Genomic DNA, 18,278 nt, shown 5'->3' with positions numbered 1-18,278 from the left:
TTAACCGAGCAACAAAAAATAGGTTACTACAGCATGAAAAAGATAACTCAACTCAGTGTTGTTGCAAGTTTAACGGGTCTTGTTCTGTGTTCTTCGGTTGCACATGCAGCGGTATCAATGGATCGCACCCGCGTCATTTATGATGGCGGTCAAAAATCCATCTCATTAAATATTTCCAATAACAATAAACAGCTGCCTTATTTGGCACAAGGCTGGATGGAAAACGCAGAAGGCGAAAAAATCAACTCACCACTGGTGGTATTACCGCCTGTTCAACGCTTAGAGCCCGGTAAATCAAGCCAAGTCAAAATTGAAGCATTGCCAGCAGCCAATATGCTGCCTAATGACCGTGAGAGTTTGTTTTACTTTAACTTGCGTGAAATTCCACCCAAAAGCGATAAGCCGAACACATTGCAAATTGCTTTACAAACTCGAGTGAAGTTGTTTTATCGCCCAAAAGCCATTATTCCTGAGAAAAATGCCGCACCAGCGCAAGATAAACTCACTTTAGAAAAACAGGGTGAAACGGTGATGTTGAAGAACCCAACGCCTTACTACGTCACCATTATTAATGCTGGCGCAACCGCAAAATCCGACGCAAAAGATTTTACGCCAGTGATGGTTGCGCCTTTTGCGAGTGAAAATCTCGGGGTAAGTGCTAGTAAGCTGGGTAACTCACCGGTACTGACGTATATCAATGATTACGGTGGTCGTCCAGAGCTGAATTTCCGTTGTCAGGCATCAAGCTGTCAGGTTGTTACTGAAACAAAATAATCGATTATCTCAGGCCTGTCGGCATGAATGGAAAGGAGAGAACCATGACTCAACAAAAATTGACTCAGCATATTCGCAACAGCCTTTTAGCTTGCTTATTTGCCGGGGCAAGTAGCTTATCTGCATTTGCAGATGATAATAACCGTGCTTTGTACCGTCCTGTCGATAATTGGAATACCGATGGTCAACATGGTGTGCTCTATGTGTCTGGTTCATTGACTGAAAGCCCATGCCGATTAGCAATGACTTCAAGTTATCAATCTGTCTTACTCGGCAACGCTGAAACGGCGGATTTTAAAGGTACGGGGGGGCAAGGCCGTCCTATCCCCTTTCAAATTGAGTTACTGGATTGTTTAGAAACACCAACGTCACTAGAAAACGTCCAAACAGGGCAAACGGCTTGGAGTTCAACACAACCAGCGGTGAAAGTGCGTTTTTTAGCCCCCACGGTTCCGTTTATGCCGAACTATGCGCGAGTGAATGGCGCACAAGGCATAGGCTTAGTGCTTAGTGATAGCCAAGGTCAAACCTTGCCATTAGGTCAAGAAAGTAACCCTATATTGCTAGCTTCTGGACAAGATAAACTGACCTATTATGTGACCCCGGTCAGAACGACTGGGCCATTAGAACCGGGTGCGTATTCAGCATTGATCGCCTTTGAAATGATTTATGAGTAAGGGGCGGAAGATGAATTCTATCACAAAAAAAATAGTAGGCTACAGGCCAGTGAAATCATTACTTACAGCAATGATTTCGGGGGGATTATTGCTAGTGAGTGGGCAAAGTAGCGCTGAAGTTTTTACTATTCAAGTAAAAGTGACTGTTGTTGAAAAAACCTGCGATATTTATGGTAATGGGGGAAAGAATGGCCCTATTACAGTGACTTTCCCTGATTTAGTGATTAGGAATATTGATGGTATAGCATATGGCGCTACACCAATTGAATATCAATTAGATTGTGAAGATGCGGCAGATAACCCTGCGTTAAAAATCCAATTTATAGGTGCGGATGCTCAGTCGGTACCAAATAGTACCTTTAAGGAAGCAGGGAAATTAAAAACAACTGACAATAACCTAGCGATTAAAATAACGGCAAATGGTCAACAATTAAAATTAACGGATTGGTTTCCTTTTAATTATAAAACAAAGCCAACATTAATGGCGGTTCCTGTATCTAGTGATGCAGGGGGAATTCGTGGTGGTGAATTTACGGCTACTGGCACACTAAGCGTGGAGTATCAATAATGTTCATTCAGAGTTCTAAGAATAGGGTATTAGGATTACTTGGCGGTGTAGCATTATTGACATTTAGTACCGCGCAGGCGGTTGAAGTTAATTTTTCAGGAAATTTAATTGAAAATCCGCCTTGTGATGTCGCTGGCCCTAAAGGGCCTAACCAGCCAATTAAGGTTGATTTTGGTGAAATCGGTATTACTAAAATTGATGGTGTTAACTACCAACAGGATTTTACTTTAACTTTAAGTTGTGGGCCTGAATTAGGTAATTCAGTCCCACTCTATTTGCAATATATGAGTCCTTTTATTGCTTCTTTTGATAATAAAGCGTTAAGAACAAGCATCAATGGATTAGGTATCCGTCTTTATCATGAAGGCGTTGTCATTGCGCCTAATACGGGCTCTCCAATAAAGATGTCTAGCAATGGAACCGCAACATTACCTTTATATGCCGTTCCTGTTCGCGACCCTAAGATAACTTTATTTGAAGGTGATTTTACTGCATCGGCAACAGTTCAAATGTTGTATCCCTAAGGAGCTGATGATGAAAAAGCAGAGTTTTATTAGTGGTTTTCTTTTTACCTTAATGGGGATATTACCTTCAGCTAGCTTTGCTGAAAGCAGTAATACCATCGAATATAGCGGTAGTTTGATTGCCTTGCCTTGTACTGTTAATCCTGGCTCTGAAAATGGTTATGTCTATTTTGGTGAGAACGTTAATGCGAAAGACTTATATACAGGGCAACGTGGCGCATATAGCGATAAAGAGTTTGATTTTTATCTTGATGATTGCGACACCTCTTTAGGTAATACCATCTCAGCTAAATTTAATGGGAATGCAACAGCGGATGGCTTATTAAAATTTGATCCTGAAAGTGAAGCCAGTGGGGTAGTGATCGGTTTAGAAACCATGAGTGGTAAGCCATTACCTATTAATGATGCGAAAGTTGAGCCTATTTATCCAATTAAAGACGGTGATATGGTTATTCCAATACGTGCTTATTTAAAAGCGGATGCTGATGCATTAAAAAATAAAACCATTAAGCCTGGTTGGTTTAGCGCTACGCTGACTTATACCCTAGTGTATGAATGATAAGTGGCGTCACAATTGGATATTAGCCTATCACTGGCTTTGTCAACGGCGGCAACATTATCCGGCTAATACCGACGTTTGGCACCTGCGTTTTCATTGGCGTGTTATAGGAAAACGCTTATGGCAAGCGGTTTGTAATAGCTCATACCGATTAAAACCTATGCAGGTTATCACGGCATGGAATGGCCGACGGACGGTGCAGTGGTGTGCGGAAGATGCCTTAATCTTCAAATGGGCAGCCTTATGCTTAACGCCATTATTAGCTAAGCATCCGGCATGTCGGCATTTGAAAGGACATGGTGGTTACCAAGCTTCCGTTATTGCAACGAAAAAAGCAATTGAAACCAAACAATTACAATTTGTGTATCGTACTGATATCAAAGGTTATTATGAGCATTTTCCTAAACAACGATTATGGCAATGGTGTCAACAACAAACAGATTCGCCAATATTACTGAATTTGTTGTACCAATATATTAACTATAGCGTTGAGCAGCACGGTGAATTTTTCTCACCTAATAAAGGAATTTGCCGAGGTTGTGCTCTTAGCCCATTAATTGGGGGGAGCTATTTATTTACCTTAGATACGGCACTTAGCCAATGCCGAGGAATATTCTATGAACGCTATATGGATGATTTTTTGCTGTTATCGCCAACGCGCTGGCCCTTAAAGCGCGCGATAGCGATATTACAAAATGTTTTAGCACAAGATAACTTTACCTGTCATCCTAATAAAACCCAAATGGGTCGCATTGAGAAAGGGTTTGATTGGTTGGGAATGTGGTTTACGGATACCGACATGGTACGTTCGCCACGATCTTTAGCGCGTGCTAAAGAACGACAACTTGAAAAAGAAAAACGCCTACGGCTTTATGAGCGAACATATGACATTCGTAACCCGCAAACGGATGATTAGTGTAGGTTTTTGAAATTACAAGGTGATTATGAGCAATTAGCGATGAGCTGTAATCTGAAGACCGATTCGGGTCGCTTACGCCATCTCTTAGCTATCTTTGATAACATGCCGTGAAAAGGAGAAGACCTGTGCGCACTTCCGTGCTTTTGACGCTGATACTGCTGTCTGTGACGACAGACGGGCTTGCTAGGAAACTCGAAATGCCCAATACCAGGACGGGATATCGAATCGACGAAGGTGGGGCCGAATTTCGCTTTGATAAAATGGACGGTCGGGGCCTGCCCGCTCCTTTAGTATCGCCGGACGCAATCACGTGGCGTTGCGGTGGGAGCGGGAGCGGCTGCCTCGGTGATGATGGCGATAGCTACAGAAATTACTTCTCGCCAGTCCCCACGTGGTTTTCCGTTGGCCTCTTTCCTTTGTCTTTGGGAGCTGGTGTTCTGGTAGCCCAAGATGATACTCCGTTTAAACCCGGCGTCCCGATGCCACTGGTTGGATGCACGATCAGTTGGGGGGTCTGGGTGGCTCCTAGGACATGGGCCTATGCACCTGTAATCCTAGGGACGACGGGGGGGACGAATGTGGTCATAGAAAGTGGACGGGCTCAAAAGCCCCATGGGTGCGCTAGCGTTTCTCCGTCCTCTGTGAATGGCGGAATTTATAATGTTGGTGGTGAGGATGCGCTGCTCGCGTATATGCCTGTAGACCTTCCGGAGATTAAATGTGGAAGACCTGGCTTCCCAGGCTGCGGGATAGGTGCGCACAAGGTGGGGCGACAGACCGACGATACACCTACTAAGTATACATATTTTGGGGGCGGCGAAATACAGACCTTTGGCTATTTGAGTGCATGTGAAGGGAATAGCAGTAGCCCGTTCAATAGGGGTTGCACGGTGTACGTTGTTCGCGGTGGGTATAGCAACCTAGATGGGTCCATTCCTCCAGAACCGACTTACTGTACGTATGACGTTCCAAACCAGATTGACTTCGGGACCCAGAGTAAGACGTCTCTTGTAGGCTTGAGTATGACCGACATGATCGATATTCGATGTTCGCGAGCTACCGCCGTTAGCATTGGACTAGTACACAATGTGATCGATGATGGGCCGGTCCGATTTAACATAGAGCTTGATGGGGTGTCTACTCTACAGAAGACTGTGGATGTGGCAGCAAATGCTGTGCGATCTGTATCATTGGGCGCACGAATAACCACCAGCGGGACCCCAGATGCGGGCGACTATGGAGGTTCTATTATCGTTGTGATCAACCCTAGTTGATGCAATATTGAAAAGAAGTAAATTGCTGGGCTCCATACCATTGTCTCAATCTATCCAGACCTTGGGAATTGAGCTCGACGTGGGAGATGGCCGAAACCCTGTGACCGGGATCTGCCATCGCCCTATCTCCAAAAGAACACTAATTTTGTTGGTTTCGTGTGTATCAAGGTTTAGTTTGTGCATACGTTGTTAAACTGCAATCCATGTGGTAATTCCCCACTACTATTCTTTTTATCCCGTATGCCTGTGAGTACCGTTCTGTTGTGGATCTCATAACTCCTCTCATTAGGATTAGGGAAAACCTCCCATTAGGTTGGCCGAACGTCACGCAAGCATTTGTTGCCGGATTAGGCGGCAATGAAAATAAAAAGATTGGCGGCTATATGTTAAATTTACCTTTTACCCATATTCGACTGGATGGAAAGGATGCTAAAGCTAAATATTGGACTCCAACGCGGCCAGAACAATCAACGCTGTGGAATCAAGAAACTGAGCTTAAAGGTAATGGAGGGAGTTTATTTACAGGGACTGCGTCATATTTTTCATATGGTATAGATATTGCAGCCGCAGTTCCTACTCCTTTTATTGAATTAGATGGCGTATTAATAATACAAGCTTATATTACAGATAAACAGAATTTAGATTTAACAACACCACAGCATTTGGATGGTTCATCAACCATCGAATTGTATTATTATTAGCCACTATGTGCTTCTTTTATTAATAAAATAATAGTGTAGCTTCTTTAGGTAAGACATGACTCTTTATTTTAACTATATTGAAAACTATCAAAATATAAACATAATAAGTGTTATTTAGAAATTAGTTATCTTAAATATTTTTTAATACGGATGAATGTTGTTGCTGATTTAATTTAAAATGATAATAAAATTTTATTTACAAATTGGTTATAACGAGCAAACTCATGGAAAAACAAATTATAGGGACACTCATCGAGTTAACCTTTCGTGGTAACGATGATGTCAAGATCGCGGCGATCTCCGCATTGGGTGATTATAAAGCGACAATAGAACAACAAGATGCAGTGATTAGATTAATTGAACTATGCAAAGATCCAAATAAAGAAGTGGCGGTATCTTCCATCCGCTCTTTAAGCAAGCTATCTGAGCATTTTAGTCGCTTAGTTAAATATAATGACTGAGGCTCTCTTATAAATTAATTTTATGATATTGACCAACCTTTAATTAGTTTAAAAATATTAAACAATAATAATTTATACTCTCTTTAGTATGTATTTTTATTTCAGCTTTTTAACAGCAAAAAATTTTTTGTTATGTTGTTAATTAGTTGTCATTAATAATGACTTATTTTTTGTTATTAAAATGACTTAATTGGATGGTCGCTTTTGTTTTATTATAATCTTATTATCCTAATAAGATTATATAAACTTTAATAAGTTTGTGATAAAAATAAACAGCCACATTGTTATGCATTATTTATACACATAAGAGGTTTATAATGAAAAAGATTGTTATCTCTAGCGTTTTAGCTGCAATGGCAGCATTCTCTTTTAATGCGATGGCTGCGGACTCGAATATTGTCACGCCTGAAAAAATGACTTGTCAGGAATATATTAACCTGAACCCACAAAGCTGGGCACCTGTTGCATTGTGGATCACCAATATGGATACACAATTTAAAGGTGGCGATTATGTTGCGTTAACAGAACAGAGTGTTGCAGAAGCGCCACAAATCGTTGAGTTCTGTAAGAAACATCCTGAAGGCACACTACAAGATTACTTAGCGTCAAAAAAATAAGTTAAGTTTATACCCTAAATAATTTGAGTTTAACTTAGGTGATAAGTGAGCAAGTCGTTAAGCACAGATAAATGTTGTGGCGAGTACGAGCGAACCTAATCAGCAACGTTGTCACTTGAAATATCATGGGTAGTACAAAATCAAAGCCTTGTTAATGTGGTGTTTGTTTTTAGTTTAATTAAAGGCAAACACCCTACTATTTGTTTTATATATCGTTTTAATTAGAGCAACGCTTTCTAGCCACTTTATTTATAAGTGTCCATTAATGGCAATTCAAGATTCGATAATCCTGCTTTTTGTCTGACCTTCTCCAACATTTCTTTTTCTGATTTATAAATATTCTGCTTTTCCCTCTTCTTTCCGTCGGCGATGTCTAAAAAAAGACGCAAGAATGATAATAGTTCTTAATAGTATGTTTATTATCAGTTAAAATTATCCGCTAATTTAGCCGGATAAAAAGCCGTAATGTTATCGGCAGCGGCCTGTAAAAAAACACGACAACCTATTAGGATCTTAGGCACATGAAAATTAGGCATCTTTGGATACTCTCTCCATGTTTTGCTTCTTTTATTGCACCAGCAACATTCGCAGCAGAAAACAAACAAGATGAAATGACTGTCTCGGCAACGCGTTCTTATCGAAGTGTGTCGGAGATGGCTCAAACTACTTGGGTTATCGATAATGCGGAAATAGAACAGCAAGCAGAAGGAGGTAAAGAGTTAAAAGATATTCTGTCACAATTGATCCCCGGCATGAGTGTTAGCGGTCAAGGGCGTACTAATTACGGTATGAATATGCGTGGCCGCTCAATGATTGTGATGGTGGATGGGGTCCGTTTAAATTCTTCACGTAGTGATAGCCGCCAATTAGATTCTATCGACCCGTTTAATATTAACCATATTGAAGTGATTTCTGGCGCCACTTCTTTATATGGTGGCGGTAGTAGTGGTGGATTAATTAATATTGTCACCAAAAAAGGCCAAGAAGAAAAACAAGTCGACTTACAAATTGGCGGAAAAACCGGCTTTAGTAATGGCAAAGATCATGATGAAAATATTGCCGCGGCCATGAGTGGGGGGAATGAAAACGCCCATGGTCGTTTATCCGTTGCCTATCAACGTTATGGTGGTTGGTATGATGGCAAAGGTAAGGCAATTAATATTGATAATACACAAACAGGCCTACAATTTTCTGACCGCTTGGATGTCATGGGCGCTGGGGTTATTAATATTGATGATAATCAGCAGCTACAAGCCACGGTTCAATATTATAAAAGTGAGTCCGATGGTAAACATGGGCTTTATTTAGGCAAAGATTTTGCGGCGGTGAAAGGCCAAGGCGAGGCTCATAATAGTGATAAATTAAATTCAGATCGCTTACCTGGGACTGAGCGTCACATGCTGAATTTACAATATTCGAATGGTGACCTTTGGGGGCAAGATTTTGTTGCCCAAGTTTATTATCGTGATGAGTCACAAAAATTCTATCCATTCCCTACGCTAAATAAGGCAAAGGATGTCACCAGTATTAGCGCCTCTGATCAAAAAACCAATTTCTATGGCACTAAGCTGACGTTTAATAGCGAGCCGGTTGATCATTTGACGCTGACGTATGGTGCTGACGCTGAGCACGAACAATTTCGTGCTAATCAAATGTTCTTTAATTTAGATAAAGCGAAAGAATCGGGTGGCATGGATTTGAAAAAAGCCTATCAAGTTGGGCGTTATCCAAGTTATACCACAACCAATATGGCCGCTTTCTTGCAAAGTAGCTACGATATTAATCCAATATTCACTTTAAGCGGCGGTGTGCGCTATCAATATACTGAAAACAAAGTGGATGACTTTGTTGGGTATGCGCAACAACAGCAAATAGCAGAAGGTAAAATTAAATCTGCCGATGCAGTGCCGGGGGGGAATACCGATTATAATAACTTGTTATTTAATGCAGGCTTATTGGCAAATTTAACTGAAAACCAGCAAACATGGTTTAATTTCTCTCAAGGTTTTGAAATTCCCGATATTGCCAAATATTATGGAACAGGGAAATATGCAGCAACCCCAGATGCTAATGGGCATCTTGCATTAGAAAATAGCGTTAATATTAATGATACTAAAGTGAAAGGTATTAAAGTTGACTCCTATGAACTGGGGTGGCGCTATACTGGAGATAATTTACGCACACAAATTGCCGCTTATTATTCATTGTCAGACAGAAGTTATGACATTAATAACGCGGATATGACTATCTATATGAAGTCAGATAAACGTCGTATTTATGGCGTGGAAGGGGCTGTTGATTATTTCTTTGAAGATAGTGATTGGAGTGTTGGTAGTAACTTTAATCTGCAAAAATCAGAAACCAAAGTGGATGGTAAATGGGAGAAATGGAGCGTTAAATTTGCTAGCCCATCAAAAGTCACTGCATATGTGGGATGGGAGCCAAATGATTGGTCTCTACGTTTACAAAGCCAGCAAACCTTTAATGTTTCCGATGCGGATGGTAACAAGCTTGATGGTTATAATACCGTGGATTTCTTAAGCAGTTATTTATTGCCAGTTGGTAAAGTCAGTTTTGCGGTAGAAAATTTACTGGATGAAGATTACACCACGATTTGGGGGCAACGTGCGCCAAAATTATATAGTCCGAATTATGGTGCAGCAGATCTGTATACCTATAAAGGTAGAGGAAGAACTTTTGCGTTGAATTATAGTGTGACGTTTTAAGTTGAATATCTTGTGAGCCATCTTATTGATGGCTCATCTTTATGACTCAATGAGGTTATTGAATGAAATGGCTATTAACTGGGTTACTATGTTTAGTCAGTGTGATTGCATCAGCTAAAACGCCCACTGTGATGACTGATTTACAAGGCCGCAAAGTGAGTGTCGATCTTCCCGTCGACAAACTATTTTTGATCGATGGGCGAGATATTTTATCGGTCGATATTGCGGGGGGAAAAGATGCTTTCTCACGTATTGTTGGCTGGAGTGATTCGTTAGAACAGTATGCGCCTGATTTAAAACAGGCTTATTTTTCTGCGGTTCCTGAATTAGCTAACATACCAACCTTAAGAAAAACCCGCGAAACGGGCATTCAAATTGAAAAATTACTTGAGCTGGCGCCTGAAGTGGTATTAATGCATAAATCTAATTATGCAGCGATGCGCGATAGCCAATTTATGCCACAACTGGAAGCCGCAGGGATCAAGGTTATTTTTATTGACTTCCGTATGGATATCGCCAATAACACGCCAAAAAGTATTGTGTTATTAGGCGAATTATTAGGAACTCAGGAACGTGCAAACCGCTTTGCGACACTGTACCAAGAAAAACTAGCCGCCATTGAAGGGCAGCTAAAAAAACCGTATCCGTCGGTATTAATTGAGGCTAATGCAGGCTTATTTGCCGATAGTTGTTGCCAACTTTATGGTCGTTCAGGTTTTGGGGTTTTAGCAAGCCTTGCGGGTGGTAACAATTTAGTGGAAGACAGTTTTCCGGCTAAAGGTGCTGAAAGCTCAATTGAAAATATTATTACCTTAAACCCTGAATTTTATGTATTAACCGGTGCAGATTGGCAGAATTTTAATCGTCGCTCAACGGCCGTTAAACTGGGTTATGATGCAGATGCAACGGTGGCTAAAAAGCAATTGGCTAAGCTTGTCGATCGCCAAGGAATTTCATCGCTGACAGCAGTGAAAGAGAAGCATGTCATGGCGATTTATCATAACTTCTATAATAACCCAATGAATATTTTTGCTATTGAAGCTATGGCTAAGTTTATGCATCCGCAAACTTTTACAACTTTACAGCCTGAACAAAATTTGCAGGAATTCTTACAGCAGTTTACGGCTATTAAAGCGAATGGGGTGTTTTGGATTACCCTTTAATATATGCGTCATACTTTAATATTTCACTATTGCTAATGACGCTCATTCATACATAGTCTGGCCTAGCTCTTTCATTATTAATTGCTGAGTCGTTTTTAGCGTTATTAACCGTAGAAATGTTATTTTTAGGCCGTGTTGCGATAGGACACGGCTTTTTTATAGGCTAAATTTTCCAACTAAGTAATCAATAAATACACGAGTTTTTGCAGGTAGAGTGGTGCTATTGGGATAAAGTAGCTGAATATTCTGTGAAGGTAGATAAAACTCAGGTAGTAAACGAATGAGACGCCCTGCATGAATATCATCATTGACGAGCCAATCAGGACAGATAGCGACCCCAAGAGAGGCCAGTACCATTTGGTGGATCACCGCTGCCGAATTCGATTCATATTGGCCTTTTATGATGGGAAGAGGGTATTTTTCCCCTAGCGTATTTTTTAGGACGTATTGTGTATCTTGCCAATTCAGTAATGAATGGGTAATCCAAGGAATTTGTGCTAAATCGTTAATCCCTTTAACGGGATAGTGTTTTAATAATTCAGGGGCTGCCACAATAGAGATTTGGTATTCACCAATTTTACGTATTTTTAGGGATGAGCTTTTTAAATTACCTAAACGTATTGCAAGATCTAATTTTTCGGTGACTAAATCATCTAATGAAGAATTGAAACTGTATTGCAGTCGTAATTTAGGATAAAGACGGCAAAATTCAGGGAGTAATGGCAAAATATAACGTTGTCCAAATTCATTAGTGGATGAAAAACGCAGTAAGCCTGTGACATTGGTTGCTAAATTTTGGCTTCTTTCAAACGCTTCTTCTATCTCTAATTGGATACGTTTAAAGTCATCATAAAAATGTTTTCCTGCTTCGGTGAGGGCAATATTACGTGTATTACGTATGAGCAGGCTGACATTCAACCGTATCTCTAATTGTTTAATATCAATACTGACCATAGAGCGGCTCATGCCTAAAATATCAGCCGCTTTGGTAAAAGATCCCGAATCAACCACTTGTAGAAAAGTGGTTATTTGCTTAAGGTTTTTTTGCATAATCAGTCTGATTGTTTGCCATTATTAAACAATGAGTTTAATCCTCTTATATCGACAAAGAAAGGGGGAATACCTACTCTTGTGCGCCGGAGGTAGGTATGTCTTATCGATATAAAATCGCAACTGTTTTTTTAATTGGCTTCTTTATCGACTGTATTAATATTTTTATGTCAGCGATTGCATTGCCTGATATTGCTTCAGCGTTTTCTACCAGCCAATCAATGGTGGCTTGGGTCGCTAATAGTTATATCTTAGGTTTAGTCTTGATCATGCCATTGAGTTTATGGCTAGCAGGACAATTAGGTAACCAAAAGCTGCTCAGTCTGTCTATGCTGTTATTCTCAGTCAGTGTTTTATTGTGTGGACTGAGCCATTCAATTTATAGCTTGATCATTTGGCGTTTTATTCAAGGTGTTGCTGGTGGGTTACTGATCCCTGTGGGACAGGCGCTTGTTTTTGAGCTATTTCCAGGTAAAGAGCGCCATCGTATTTCAACTTTAATTATGGTTGTCGCCCTAATTGCACCTGCATTTTCTCCGGCGGTAGGGGGAATGATTATTGATTCATTCTCGTGGCGCTGGGTATTTTACGCAAATCTGCCTTTTTCATTATTTGCGGCAATTTTAGCGTGGTCATGGGTGAAAAATGATGGACGGCAACAAAGAGAAAAGCCTGATGTATTAGGGTTGATTATGGTGAGTTTTAGTTTACTGTTCTTGTTGTTATCTTTTTCCTTTTATAACGATTATCACAGTACCGTACTAGCTCTGAGCAGTTTTCTATTTTCTGCTTTTATTCTGGTTTTATATCTTCAATACGCCAAAAAATGTTCGGCGCCTATTTTGAATTTTCAGTTACTCGTAAATAGTCATTTGCGTAATGCTTTTATTGTTTATTACGCAGTACCTGGTGTATTTACCGGTGTCAATTTACTCAATATTTTTAACTTACAAAATAATTTACATTTTAGCGCAGCTCAGACGGGCATGTTTATGCTGTTATATGCCGCGGGGCTTTGCTATCAATGTTAAGTGGTGGTTATCTCTATCACCAGATTGGTAAGAAAACGCTATTTTTTGTAGGAATTACGACTCATAGCTTAGGGATTATGTTGCTGTTTTGGGTATCAAGTTACTCAGATTTGGCCTTACTCATAGTTGCTTATTTATTAATGGGAGCAGGTGGAGGGCTGTGTACTAATACTGCTCAGATCAGTGCATTAATTGATTTTACAGGGAAGGATTTATTGCAAGGTAGTGTGTTATGGAACATTAATCGCCAAGTTGCGTTCAGTGTAGGAACGGTCGTGTTGGTGTCTATTTTTAGTGTCGTCAGCGTCCAAAATGACTTATTGCGCTATCAATATACTTTTATGGCCGCAGCGATTATCGGTTTACTGTCATTAGTCGCAGTATTAAAAGAGAGATAAACTATGGGTAACATGGAAAAAGCATTGCAGAGTGTGATAGATCTGCATATTTCGATTGAAAATGTATTTACTGGTAAAGATCAGAATGCATTAGGGCCTTTATTAGCTAGCTTTGATAAAAATTTTGCCATGGTGACAATAAAGGGAGAACGCATCGGTTTAGAACAGATTAACGCCTTATTTAATCATAATATGGGAACAAGACCTTCATTAAAGATCACGCTTTCTGATATTAAACCTATTTTAGATACAGGGGAGTATTGTTGGCTACAATACCAAGAACGACATGAAACAGCGGATTCATGGCTATTACGAACTTCCACAGTATGTATTAAGGTAGATGGAGAGCATTGTCTTTGGGTATACTTACATGAAACTCCTCAGCAATAAATATTAATTGATAGGTTTAAGTGTTAGCTTTTAGTCAACGCTAACACTTAACTAGATGATTTTTTTTAATTGTTTAATCTATTTTTCTGCTTATTTTCTTGCATTATTTCAATATAAATACCATCCAAATTTTATCTACAGTGCATTACTACACGTTCGTTAATTTGCTTTTTAAATCGAACTTATTTCACTTCTATCGTTAACTTAACCTATTTTCTTTATTTGAATAATAAAGATATTACAAAATAGATGATTATGACTCGTTTGATGAGTTATGTTATGTGTCACTAAAAACGACTTATTTAGATTGTCTTTTTTAAAAACATAATGCGCTAATTTTTGTAGCGCATGCAGTAAATGACAATATTTTTGAGTAAAAGTGTTTTTATCTCATCGTCAATTTAAATCACAGGGAGTAAAAATTGAGAAACGCATAATAAGAATTATCTTATGCGATAAAAAGTTTTGTACTGACGCTATTTGTCACTGAGTTTGATATTCTTTGTGCAATCAATCTTAACCTAAATCATAGTTGGTGATAAAATGGATGACTATAAAAAAAATCAAGGAGTCAGATTAGCGACAATTATTCTCGAAACTTATCTTTATGGTGAAGTCGATAAATGTGAGCTAGCTTCTCGTTTTAAAGTCAGCGAGCGGACAATTTATCGAGATTTGAATTCATTAAGCTTAATTTTAGAGCATAAAGGGAATTCGAAGTACGGTTTTTCGACAGTTGTCGAATATTATAAAATGATTTCTTTTTTTGGCATAGATAAGTATTTACCTGATTTTAGTCAATCTTTTCTGAAAAGTATTCCTGAGACTATTCAGAATAGAAGTGTTCTCATTAAATTTAATGGTATTGAGCATAAGATTAAGAGTTACTTAAAAAAACATTATGAAAAAATAAGGTATGCAATTGATAATAAAAGAGAATGTCATATTCTCTATAAAAACAAAAATCGGACAATACATCCCTATAAACTGGTATGTCACAATACGATTTGGTACTTGAATGCAATGGAAGAGGGGAAGCTTAAGTCATTTTCATTGAATAGAATTGAATGGTTAGATGTAAGCAAAGTAACATTTTCACCAGATGATAATATTTTGAATATATTAATGGGAAGTAAGGACCCATGGACTAGCCATAATAATTTTAATGTTCGAGTACAGGTTTCATCATCAATATCTGATTACTTCAAGAGAAGGGATGTGTTACCAAATCAGTATATTGTTGATGAAAATAGTGAGTATTTAACAGTTTCATGTTCTGCAATGAGTGAAAAACAGATTTTACCTTTAATCCAATACTGGATCCCAAATATTAAAATATTAGAGCCAGAATGGTTAAAGGTAAAGTTTGAAAAAAAATTACAAGATTATATTAGTCACTTGTAACGAGTTATTTTAATTTTATCAAAATTGAGAGGATTGTATGGCAATACCATTTATTATTGCAGGTGCGGCTATTGCTGCCGCCGCGTTTGGTGGAAAGAAAGCTTATGACGGTTACCAAACAAAATCAGAAGCGGATGATATGTTAGCGAAAGCTCAACGCCGTTATGATGAAAATAAAGAGGTTCTGGAATCTATTAATGTCAGTACGACCAATGAATTAGAGAAGCTAGGTACGCTTGAATTACAAATTGGTGAAAGTTTCAGTAAGTTTAATACTATCGCACAATCAATATTAAAACAGCTAAATGAATCAGGACAGGATATTTCTATCTCTATTCCTCGTCATGAAATTAATAAAATTGAAAACTTAGCGATTTCAGCAACAGAGTATCTAGGAACCTTAGTCGGTGCCGGTGCATCAAGTGCTGCGGCAGGTTTTGCTGTTTATGGCGGTGTGATGGCATTTGCCGCGGCATCGACGGGAACACCAATTGCAGCGCTTTCAGGTGCGGCTGCTTATAATGCGACAATGGCGGCTATCGGTGGTGGTTCACTGGCCGCCGGGGGATGGGGGATGGCCGGTGGCGCAATGGTGTTAGGCGGTGCCGTTGTTGCTCCTATCTTAGCTATTGCGGGTTGGGCTTATAATTCCCATGCCGAAAAAGCGTTAGATAATGCTCGAAAAATTCGTTCTGAAGTTAATGGTGCCGTTGCAAAAATGACTTTAGCACATGAGAATTTAACGAAAACTAAAGAGTATGTTGTCGCTATTTATCATGTTTTGGAAGCACAATTCAATGTGTTTAAACCCTATTTATTGGCGCTTATAGAGGCAGACAAGATAATTCAACGTAATAAAGCATTGGGCAACACAAATACCCATGGTATTACGGATGAATTAAAATTGACCATTAATAATGGCTATAAGCTCGCCGCTATTATGACCAATCTAATTACGACACCATTATTTAAGCCAAAATTAAATGAAAATAATGAGGTTGTTATCGTTGATGAAGTTATCGAAATTGAAACGGATAGCCACGGGCTAAAAGTTATCAATCAGGATTGCCTAGATAAACAGTTAGATGAAACTGAACGTTTTACTCTATCTTAATGACATCATAAATTATAAGTAGCAGTGCTCGGCTGCTACTTATCGGTAAAGCATATGCAGCAGAAAAATTATAATTGGCAAAAGGAAGTGAACGATACAATTGTTCAAAGTTTAGTGACTTCTTTTGGTTTGGATTTTTTATTATTAAAAGATAAAAAAGGGGGCGATGTTGATACCATCCATAATGTCAGAAACGATATTTGGGCGACAGAAGTAGAAAAAGATCGTTATGAGAATCGTGGGCAATACGATTCTCATGAATATCACAGTCATGAAAACTACAAAGAAACAAACCGTAGAGGTAAGCAACAAAAATTATCCGGTGAATTAATTGATTCTTACACTGGCGAAACTTTTAGTCAGCAAGATGTGACTAATCTTGATCACATTATTGCCGCTTATGAGGTTCATAATGACCCTGCACGTGTTCTTGCTGAAATTGATGGTGCGGATTTAGCGAACCGTGACTCAAATTTGACCTTTACGAATGAAACATTAAATAAGTCGAAAAAAGCCCAAAAAATGGCAGACTTTATGGTGAATTTAAAATCACAACAAACACAGATTAAAACAGAAATTAATGTGTTAGAAAGTAAAGGGCAACTAACCGATATTGAGCTAAAAAAACTCAAGACACTTAAGAATAAGCAAAAAGCCAATTTTGATGTCATGGAGGCTATCGATAAAAAGGCCAGAAAACAGTATGACGCTGAAATTAGTCGTAAGTACTACAGTAGCAGTAAGTTTTTTGTGAATACGGCCTCAGCGGCCATTAACACTGGGTTGAGAATGGGAGCAAGGCAAATGCTAGGGATTGTATTTGCAGAGCTTTGGTTTGAATTAAAAGACGCTATCCCGAAGTTGATTGAACAGCATAAAACAAACTTTAAACTTAAAATCTTCATTGAAGATTTGAGGGATGTTGTCACAAATATTTGGGAAAGATTAAAGGTTCGTTTTAAAGATTTTTGGACTGAGTTTAATAATGGGCTGTTTGGTGGGCTATTAGCGAGTGTAACAACTACGATGCTGAATATCTTCCTGACATCCACAAAACTGATAGTAAAATTAATTCGAGAGTCAGTAAATAGTTTATTTTCAGCGGCTAAGCTACTATTTTTTAACCCTGAAAATTTAGCATTAGGCGATTTGCTAAAATCAGCCATTAAAATTATTTCGACCAGTATCTCTGTTATTTTAGGTTCAATGATAACAACATACTTGAATGGAATATTATCATTTCCCTTCGGTAATGATGTGGCAGTATTTATTGGCGTTTTGATTTCCGGTTTATTGACATTGGCGATGTGTTATTTTTTAGAGCATAGTGAGTTCATGCAAAAAATTTGGAATTTTTTGAATAAATTCCGAAATAAATATGAGCTGACATTACAGTACTACCGAGAAGTTAATGCGGCTTTAGATGAATATCTTGTCAAACTTGTTCAGCTCGAGTTTAACTTTAATGTGACTGAAATGCAGGTATTTACCAATGCATTACAAGTGACGAATTCAGAATATGAGCGAAAAATTATTCTCAATCAGGAAATTAAGAGAAATAATATTGTATTGCCCTTTGATGCAGAAAGTGATGATTCATTCAGCGAGTGGCTGGACTCATTATGAGCTTAGAAACCGAGTCGCTATTTCCTTGTGATAAATGTGGGGCATGCTGCCGCCATGTTGATCGTGCGCATGAAACTCAATTTCTTGATCGAGGTGATGGCGTTTGTAAGAATTATAATGAAACTAATATGTTATGTACTATCTATGATGAGCGTCCAGATATCTGCCGTGTCGATAAACAGTATTCGCTTCATTATCACAAGCAATATACATGGCATGAATTCATTGAAATTAACAGAATTGCTTGTGAGATAATACTGGGCAGTGAATAGTGTTGATGTATGACATGCTGATTAATGAAG

At 38.8% G+C, this 18,278-nt stretch carries 17 protein-coding genes and 1 pseudogene; 17 read left to right on the top strand and 1 reads right to left on the bottom strand.

The window, feature by feature from the left end; all coding sequences use genetic code 11:
• Window positions 1-33: 33 nt before the first annotated feature.
• The 11 genes from P2E05_RS16365 to P2E05_RS16315 all read left to right on the top strand — a co-directional run bounded on the left by P2E05_RS16365 (window position 34) and on the right by P2E05_RS16315 (window position 10,963).
• Window positions 34-774: a fimbria/pilus periplasmic chaperone gene (locus P2E05_RS16365; protein WP_163862914.1), complete on the top strand. Its 741-nt coding sequence runs from the start codon at window positions 34-36 to the stop codon at window positions 772-774.
• A 44-nt stretch (window positions 775-818) separates the two neighbouring features.
• Entirely contained in the window at window positions 819-1,451 is a 633-nt protein-coding gene (locus P2E05_RS16360) for a fimbrial protein (protein WP_272667626.1), read from the top strand.
• Between the two features lie 10 nt (window positions 1,452-1,461).
• Window positions 1,462-2,019 (top strand): fimbrial protein, encoded by a 558-nt coding sequence (locus P2E05_RS16355; RefSeq protein WP_276122908.1) that lies wholly within the window; start codon window positions 1,462-1,464, stop codon window positions 2,017-2,019.
• Complete coding sequence (locus P2E05_RS16350; RefSeq protein WP_276122907.1) at window positions 2,019-2,543, top strand: fimbrial protein; 525 nt, start codon at window positions 2,019-2,021, stop codon at window positions 2,541-2,543. Before P2E05_RS16355 ends, P2E05_RS16350 begins: the two co-directional genes overlap by 1 nt.
• A gap of 10 nt (window positions 2,544-2,553) precedes the next feature.
• Complete coding sequence (locus P2E05_RS16345) at window positions 2,554-3,102, top strand: fimbrial protein (protein WP_276122906.1); 549 nt, start codon at window positions 2,554-2,556, stop codon at window positions 3,100-3,102.
• Window positions 3,095-4,018, top strand: coding sequence for a reverse transcriptase domain-containing protein (locus P2E05_RS16340; protein ID WP_276122905.1), 924 nt, complete (start codon window positions 3,095-3,097; stop codon window positions 4,016-4,018). The genes P2E05_RS16345 and P2E05_RS16340 overlap by 8 nt, the downstream gene beginning before the upstream one ends.
• Before the next feature lie 1,540 nt (window positions 4,019-5,558).
• A complete protein-coding gene (locus P2E05_RS16335; RefSeq protein WP_276122904.1) occupies window positions 5,559-5,996 on the top strand; it encodes a hypothetical protein in 438 nt (145 codons plus the stop codon).
• Window positions 5,997-6,220: 224 nt separating this feature from the next.
• Window positions 6,221-6,457, top strand: a complete 237-nt coding sequence (locus P2E05_RS16330) for a HEAT repeat domain-containing protein (RefSeq protein WP_276122903.1) — start codon at window positions 6,221-6,223, stop codon at window positions 6,455-6,457.
• A gap of 317 nt (window positions 6,458-6,774) precedes the next feature.
• Window positions 6,775-7,074, top strand: a complete 300-nt coding sequence (locus P2E05_RS16325) for an HdeA/HdeB family chaperone (RefSeq protein ID WP_014657621.1) — start codon at window positions 6,775-6,777, stop codon at window positions 7,072-7,074.
• Between the two features lie 521 nt (window positions 7,075-7,595).
• Window positions 7,596-9,800 (top strand): TonB-dependent siderophore receptor, encoded by a 2,205-nt coding sequence (locus P2E05_RS16320; RefSeq protein WP_276122902.1) that lies wholly within the window; start codon window positions 7,596-7,598, stop codon window positions 9,798-9,800.
• Between the two features lie 62 nt (window positions 9,801-9,862).
• Window positions 9,863-10,963, top strand: a complete 1,101-nt coding sequence (locus P2E05_RS16315; RefSeq protein ID WP_154623510.1) for an ABC transporter substrate-binding protein — start codon at window positions 9,863-9,865, stop codon at window positions 10,961-10,963.
• Window positions 10,964-11,119: 156 nt separating this feature from the next.
• Here the strand turns inward: P2E05_RS16315 and P2E05_RS16310 are convergent, their stop codons facing one another.
• The gene (locus P2E05_RS16310; protein WP_196713594.1) at window positions 11,120-12,013 is read right to left on the bottom strand and encodes a LysR family transcriptional regulator; all 894 of its coding nucleotides are present in this window, start codon (window positions 12,011-12,013) and stop codon (window positions 11,120-11,122) included.
• A gap of 98 nt (window positions 12,014-12,111) precedes the next feature.
• Between P2E05_RS16310 and P2E05_RS16305 the strand changes: the two are divergent.
• The 6 genes and pseudogenes from P2E05_RS16305 (at window position 12,112) to P2E05_RS16280 (ending at window position 18,248) form a co-directional block, all read left to right on the top strand.
• A pseudogene (locus P2E05_RS16305) lies at window positions 12,112-13,442 on the top strand (MFS transporter).
• Between the two features lie 3 nt (window positions 13,443-13,445).
• Window positions 13,446-13,832 carry a hypothetical protein gene (locus tag P2E05_RS16300; protein WP_247047760.1) on the top strand — a complete coding sequence of 129 codons (387 nt, stop codon included), beginning with the start codon at window positions 13,446-13,448 and terminating at the stop codon, window positions 13,830-13,832.
• A gap of 543 nt (window positions 13,833-14,375) precedes the next feature.
• Entirely contained in the window at window positions 14,376-15,236 is an 861-nt protein-coding gene (locus P2E05_RS16295) for a helix-turn-helix transcriptional regulator (protein WP_196713592.1), read from the top strand.
• Window positions 15,237-15,273: 37 nt separating this feature from the next.
• On the top strand, window positions 15,274-16,350 hold the full coding sequence (locus tag P2E05_RS16290) for a chemotaxis protein (protein WP_154624194.1): 1,077 nt from the start codon (window positions 15,274-15,276) through the stop codon (window positions 16,348-16,350).
• Window positions 16,351-16,404: 54 nt separating this feature from the next.
• Window positions 16,405-17,976 carry a cobalamin adenosyltransferase gene (locus P2E05_RS16285; RefSeq protein ID WP_163862890.1) on the top strand — a complete coding sequence of 524 codons (1,572 nt, stop codon included), beginning with the start codon at window positions 16,405-16,407 and terminating at the stop codon, window positions 17,974-17,976.
• Entirely contained in the window at window positions 17,973-18,248 is a 276-nt protein-coding gene (locus tag P2E05_RS16280; protein ID WP_154624196.1) for a YkgJ family cysteine cluster protein, read from the top strand. The genes P2E05_RS16285 and P2E05_RS16280 overlap by 4 nt, the downstream gene beginning before the upstream one ends.
• Window positions 18,249-18,278 lie beyond the last annotated feature (30 nt).

The sequence above is a fragment of the Providencia stuartii genome (assembly GCF_029277985.1).
In the GTDB taxonomy this organism is placed as follows: Bacteria; Pseudomonadota; Gammaproteobacteria; order Enterobacterales; family Enterobacteriaceae; genus Providencia; species Providencia zhejiangensis.
The sequence above is the reverse complement of the archived record's forward strand: the minus strand, read 5'-3'. Positions and strand labels throughout refer to the sequence as shown.

Excerpts from the sequence above, each read along its gene's own strand:
- P2E05_RS16365 (WP_163862914.1), top strand. The coding sequence starts at position 34 with ATGAAAAAGATAACTCAACTCAGTGTTGTTGCAAGTTTAACGGGTCTT.
- P2E05_RS16360 (WP_272667626.1), top strand. The coding sequence starts at position 819 with ATGACTCAACAAAAATTGACTCAGCATATTCGCAACAGCCTTTTAGCT.
- P2E05_RS16355 (WP_276122908.1), top strand. The coding sequence starts at position 1,462 with ATGAATTCTATCACAAAAAAAATAGTAGGCTACAGGCCAGTGAAATCA.
- P2E05_RS16350 (WP_276122907.1), top strand. The coding sequence starts at position 2,019 with ATGTTCATTCAGAGTTCTAAGAATAGGGTATTAGGATTACTTGGCGGT.
- P2E05_RS16345 (WP_276122906.1), top strand. The coding sequence starts at position 2,554 with ATGAAAAAGCAGAGTTTTATTAGTGGTTTTCTTTTTACCTTAATGGGG.
- P2E05_RS16340 (WP_276122905.1), top strand. The coding sequence starts at position 3,095 with ATGAATGATAAGTGGCGTCACAATTGGATATTAGCCTATCACTGGCTT.
- P2E05_RS16330 (WP_276122903.1), top strand. The coding sequence starts at position 6,221 with ATGGAAAAACAAATTATAGGGACACTCATCGAGTTAACCTTTCGTGGT.
- P2E05_RS16325 (WP_014657621.1), top strand. The coding sequence starts at position 6,775 with ATGAAAAAGATTGTTATCTCTAGCGTTTTAGCTGCAATGGCAGCATTC.
- P2E05_RS16320 (WP_276122902.1), top strand. The coding sequence starts at position 7,596 with ATGAAAATTAGGCATCTTTGGATACTCTCTCCATGTTTTGCTTCTTTT.
- P2E05_RS16315 (WP_154623510.1), top strand. The coding sequence starts at position 9,863 with ATGAAATGGCTATTAACTGGGTTACTATGTTTAGTCAGTGTGATTGCA.
- P2E05_RS16310 (WP_196713594.1), bottom strand. The coding sequence starts at position 12,013 with ATGCAAAAAAACCTTAAGCAAATAACCACTTTTCTACAAGTGGTTGAT.
- P2E05_RS16300 (WP_247047760.1), top strand. The coding sequence starts at position 13,446 with ATGGGTAACATGGAAAAAGCATTGCAGAGTGTGATAGATCTGCATATT.
- P2E05_RS16295 (WP_196713592.1), top strand. The coding sequence starts at position 14,376 with ATGGATGACTATAAAAAAAATCAAGGAGTCAGATTAGCGACAATTATT.
- P2E05_RS16290 (WP_154624194.1), top strand. The coding sequence starts at position 15,274 with ATGGCAATACCATTTATTATTGCAGGTGCGGCTATTGCTGCCGCCGCG.
- P2E05_RS16285 (WP_163862890.1), top strand. The coding sequence starts at position 16,405 with ATGCAGCAGAAAAATTATAATTGGCAAAAGGAAGTGAACGATACAATT.
- P2E05_RS16280 (WP_154624196.1), top strand. The coding sequence starts at position 17,973 with ATGAGCTTAGAAACCGAGTCGCTATTTCCTTGTGATAAATGTGGGGCA.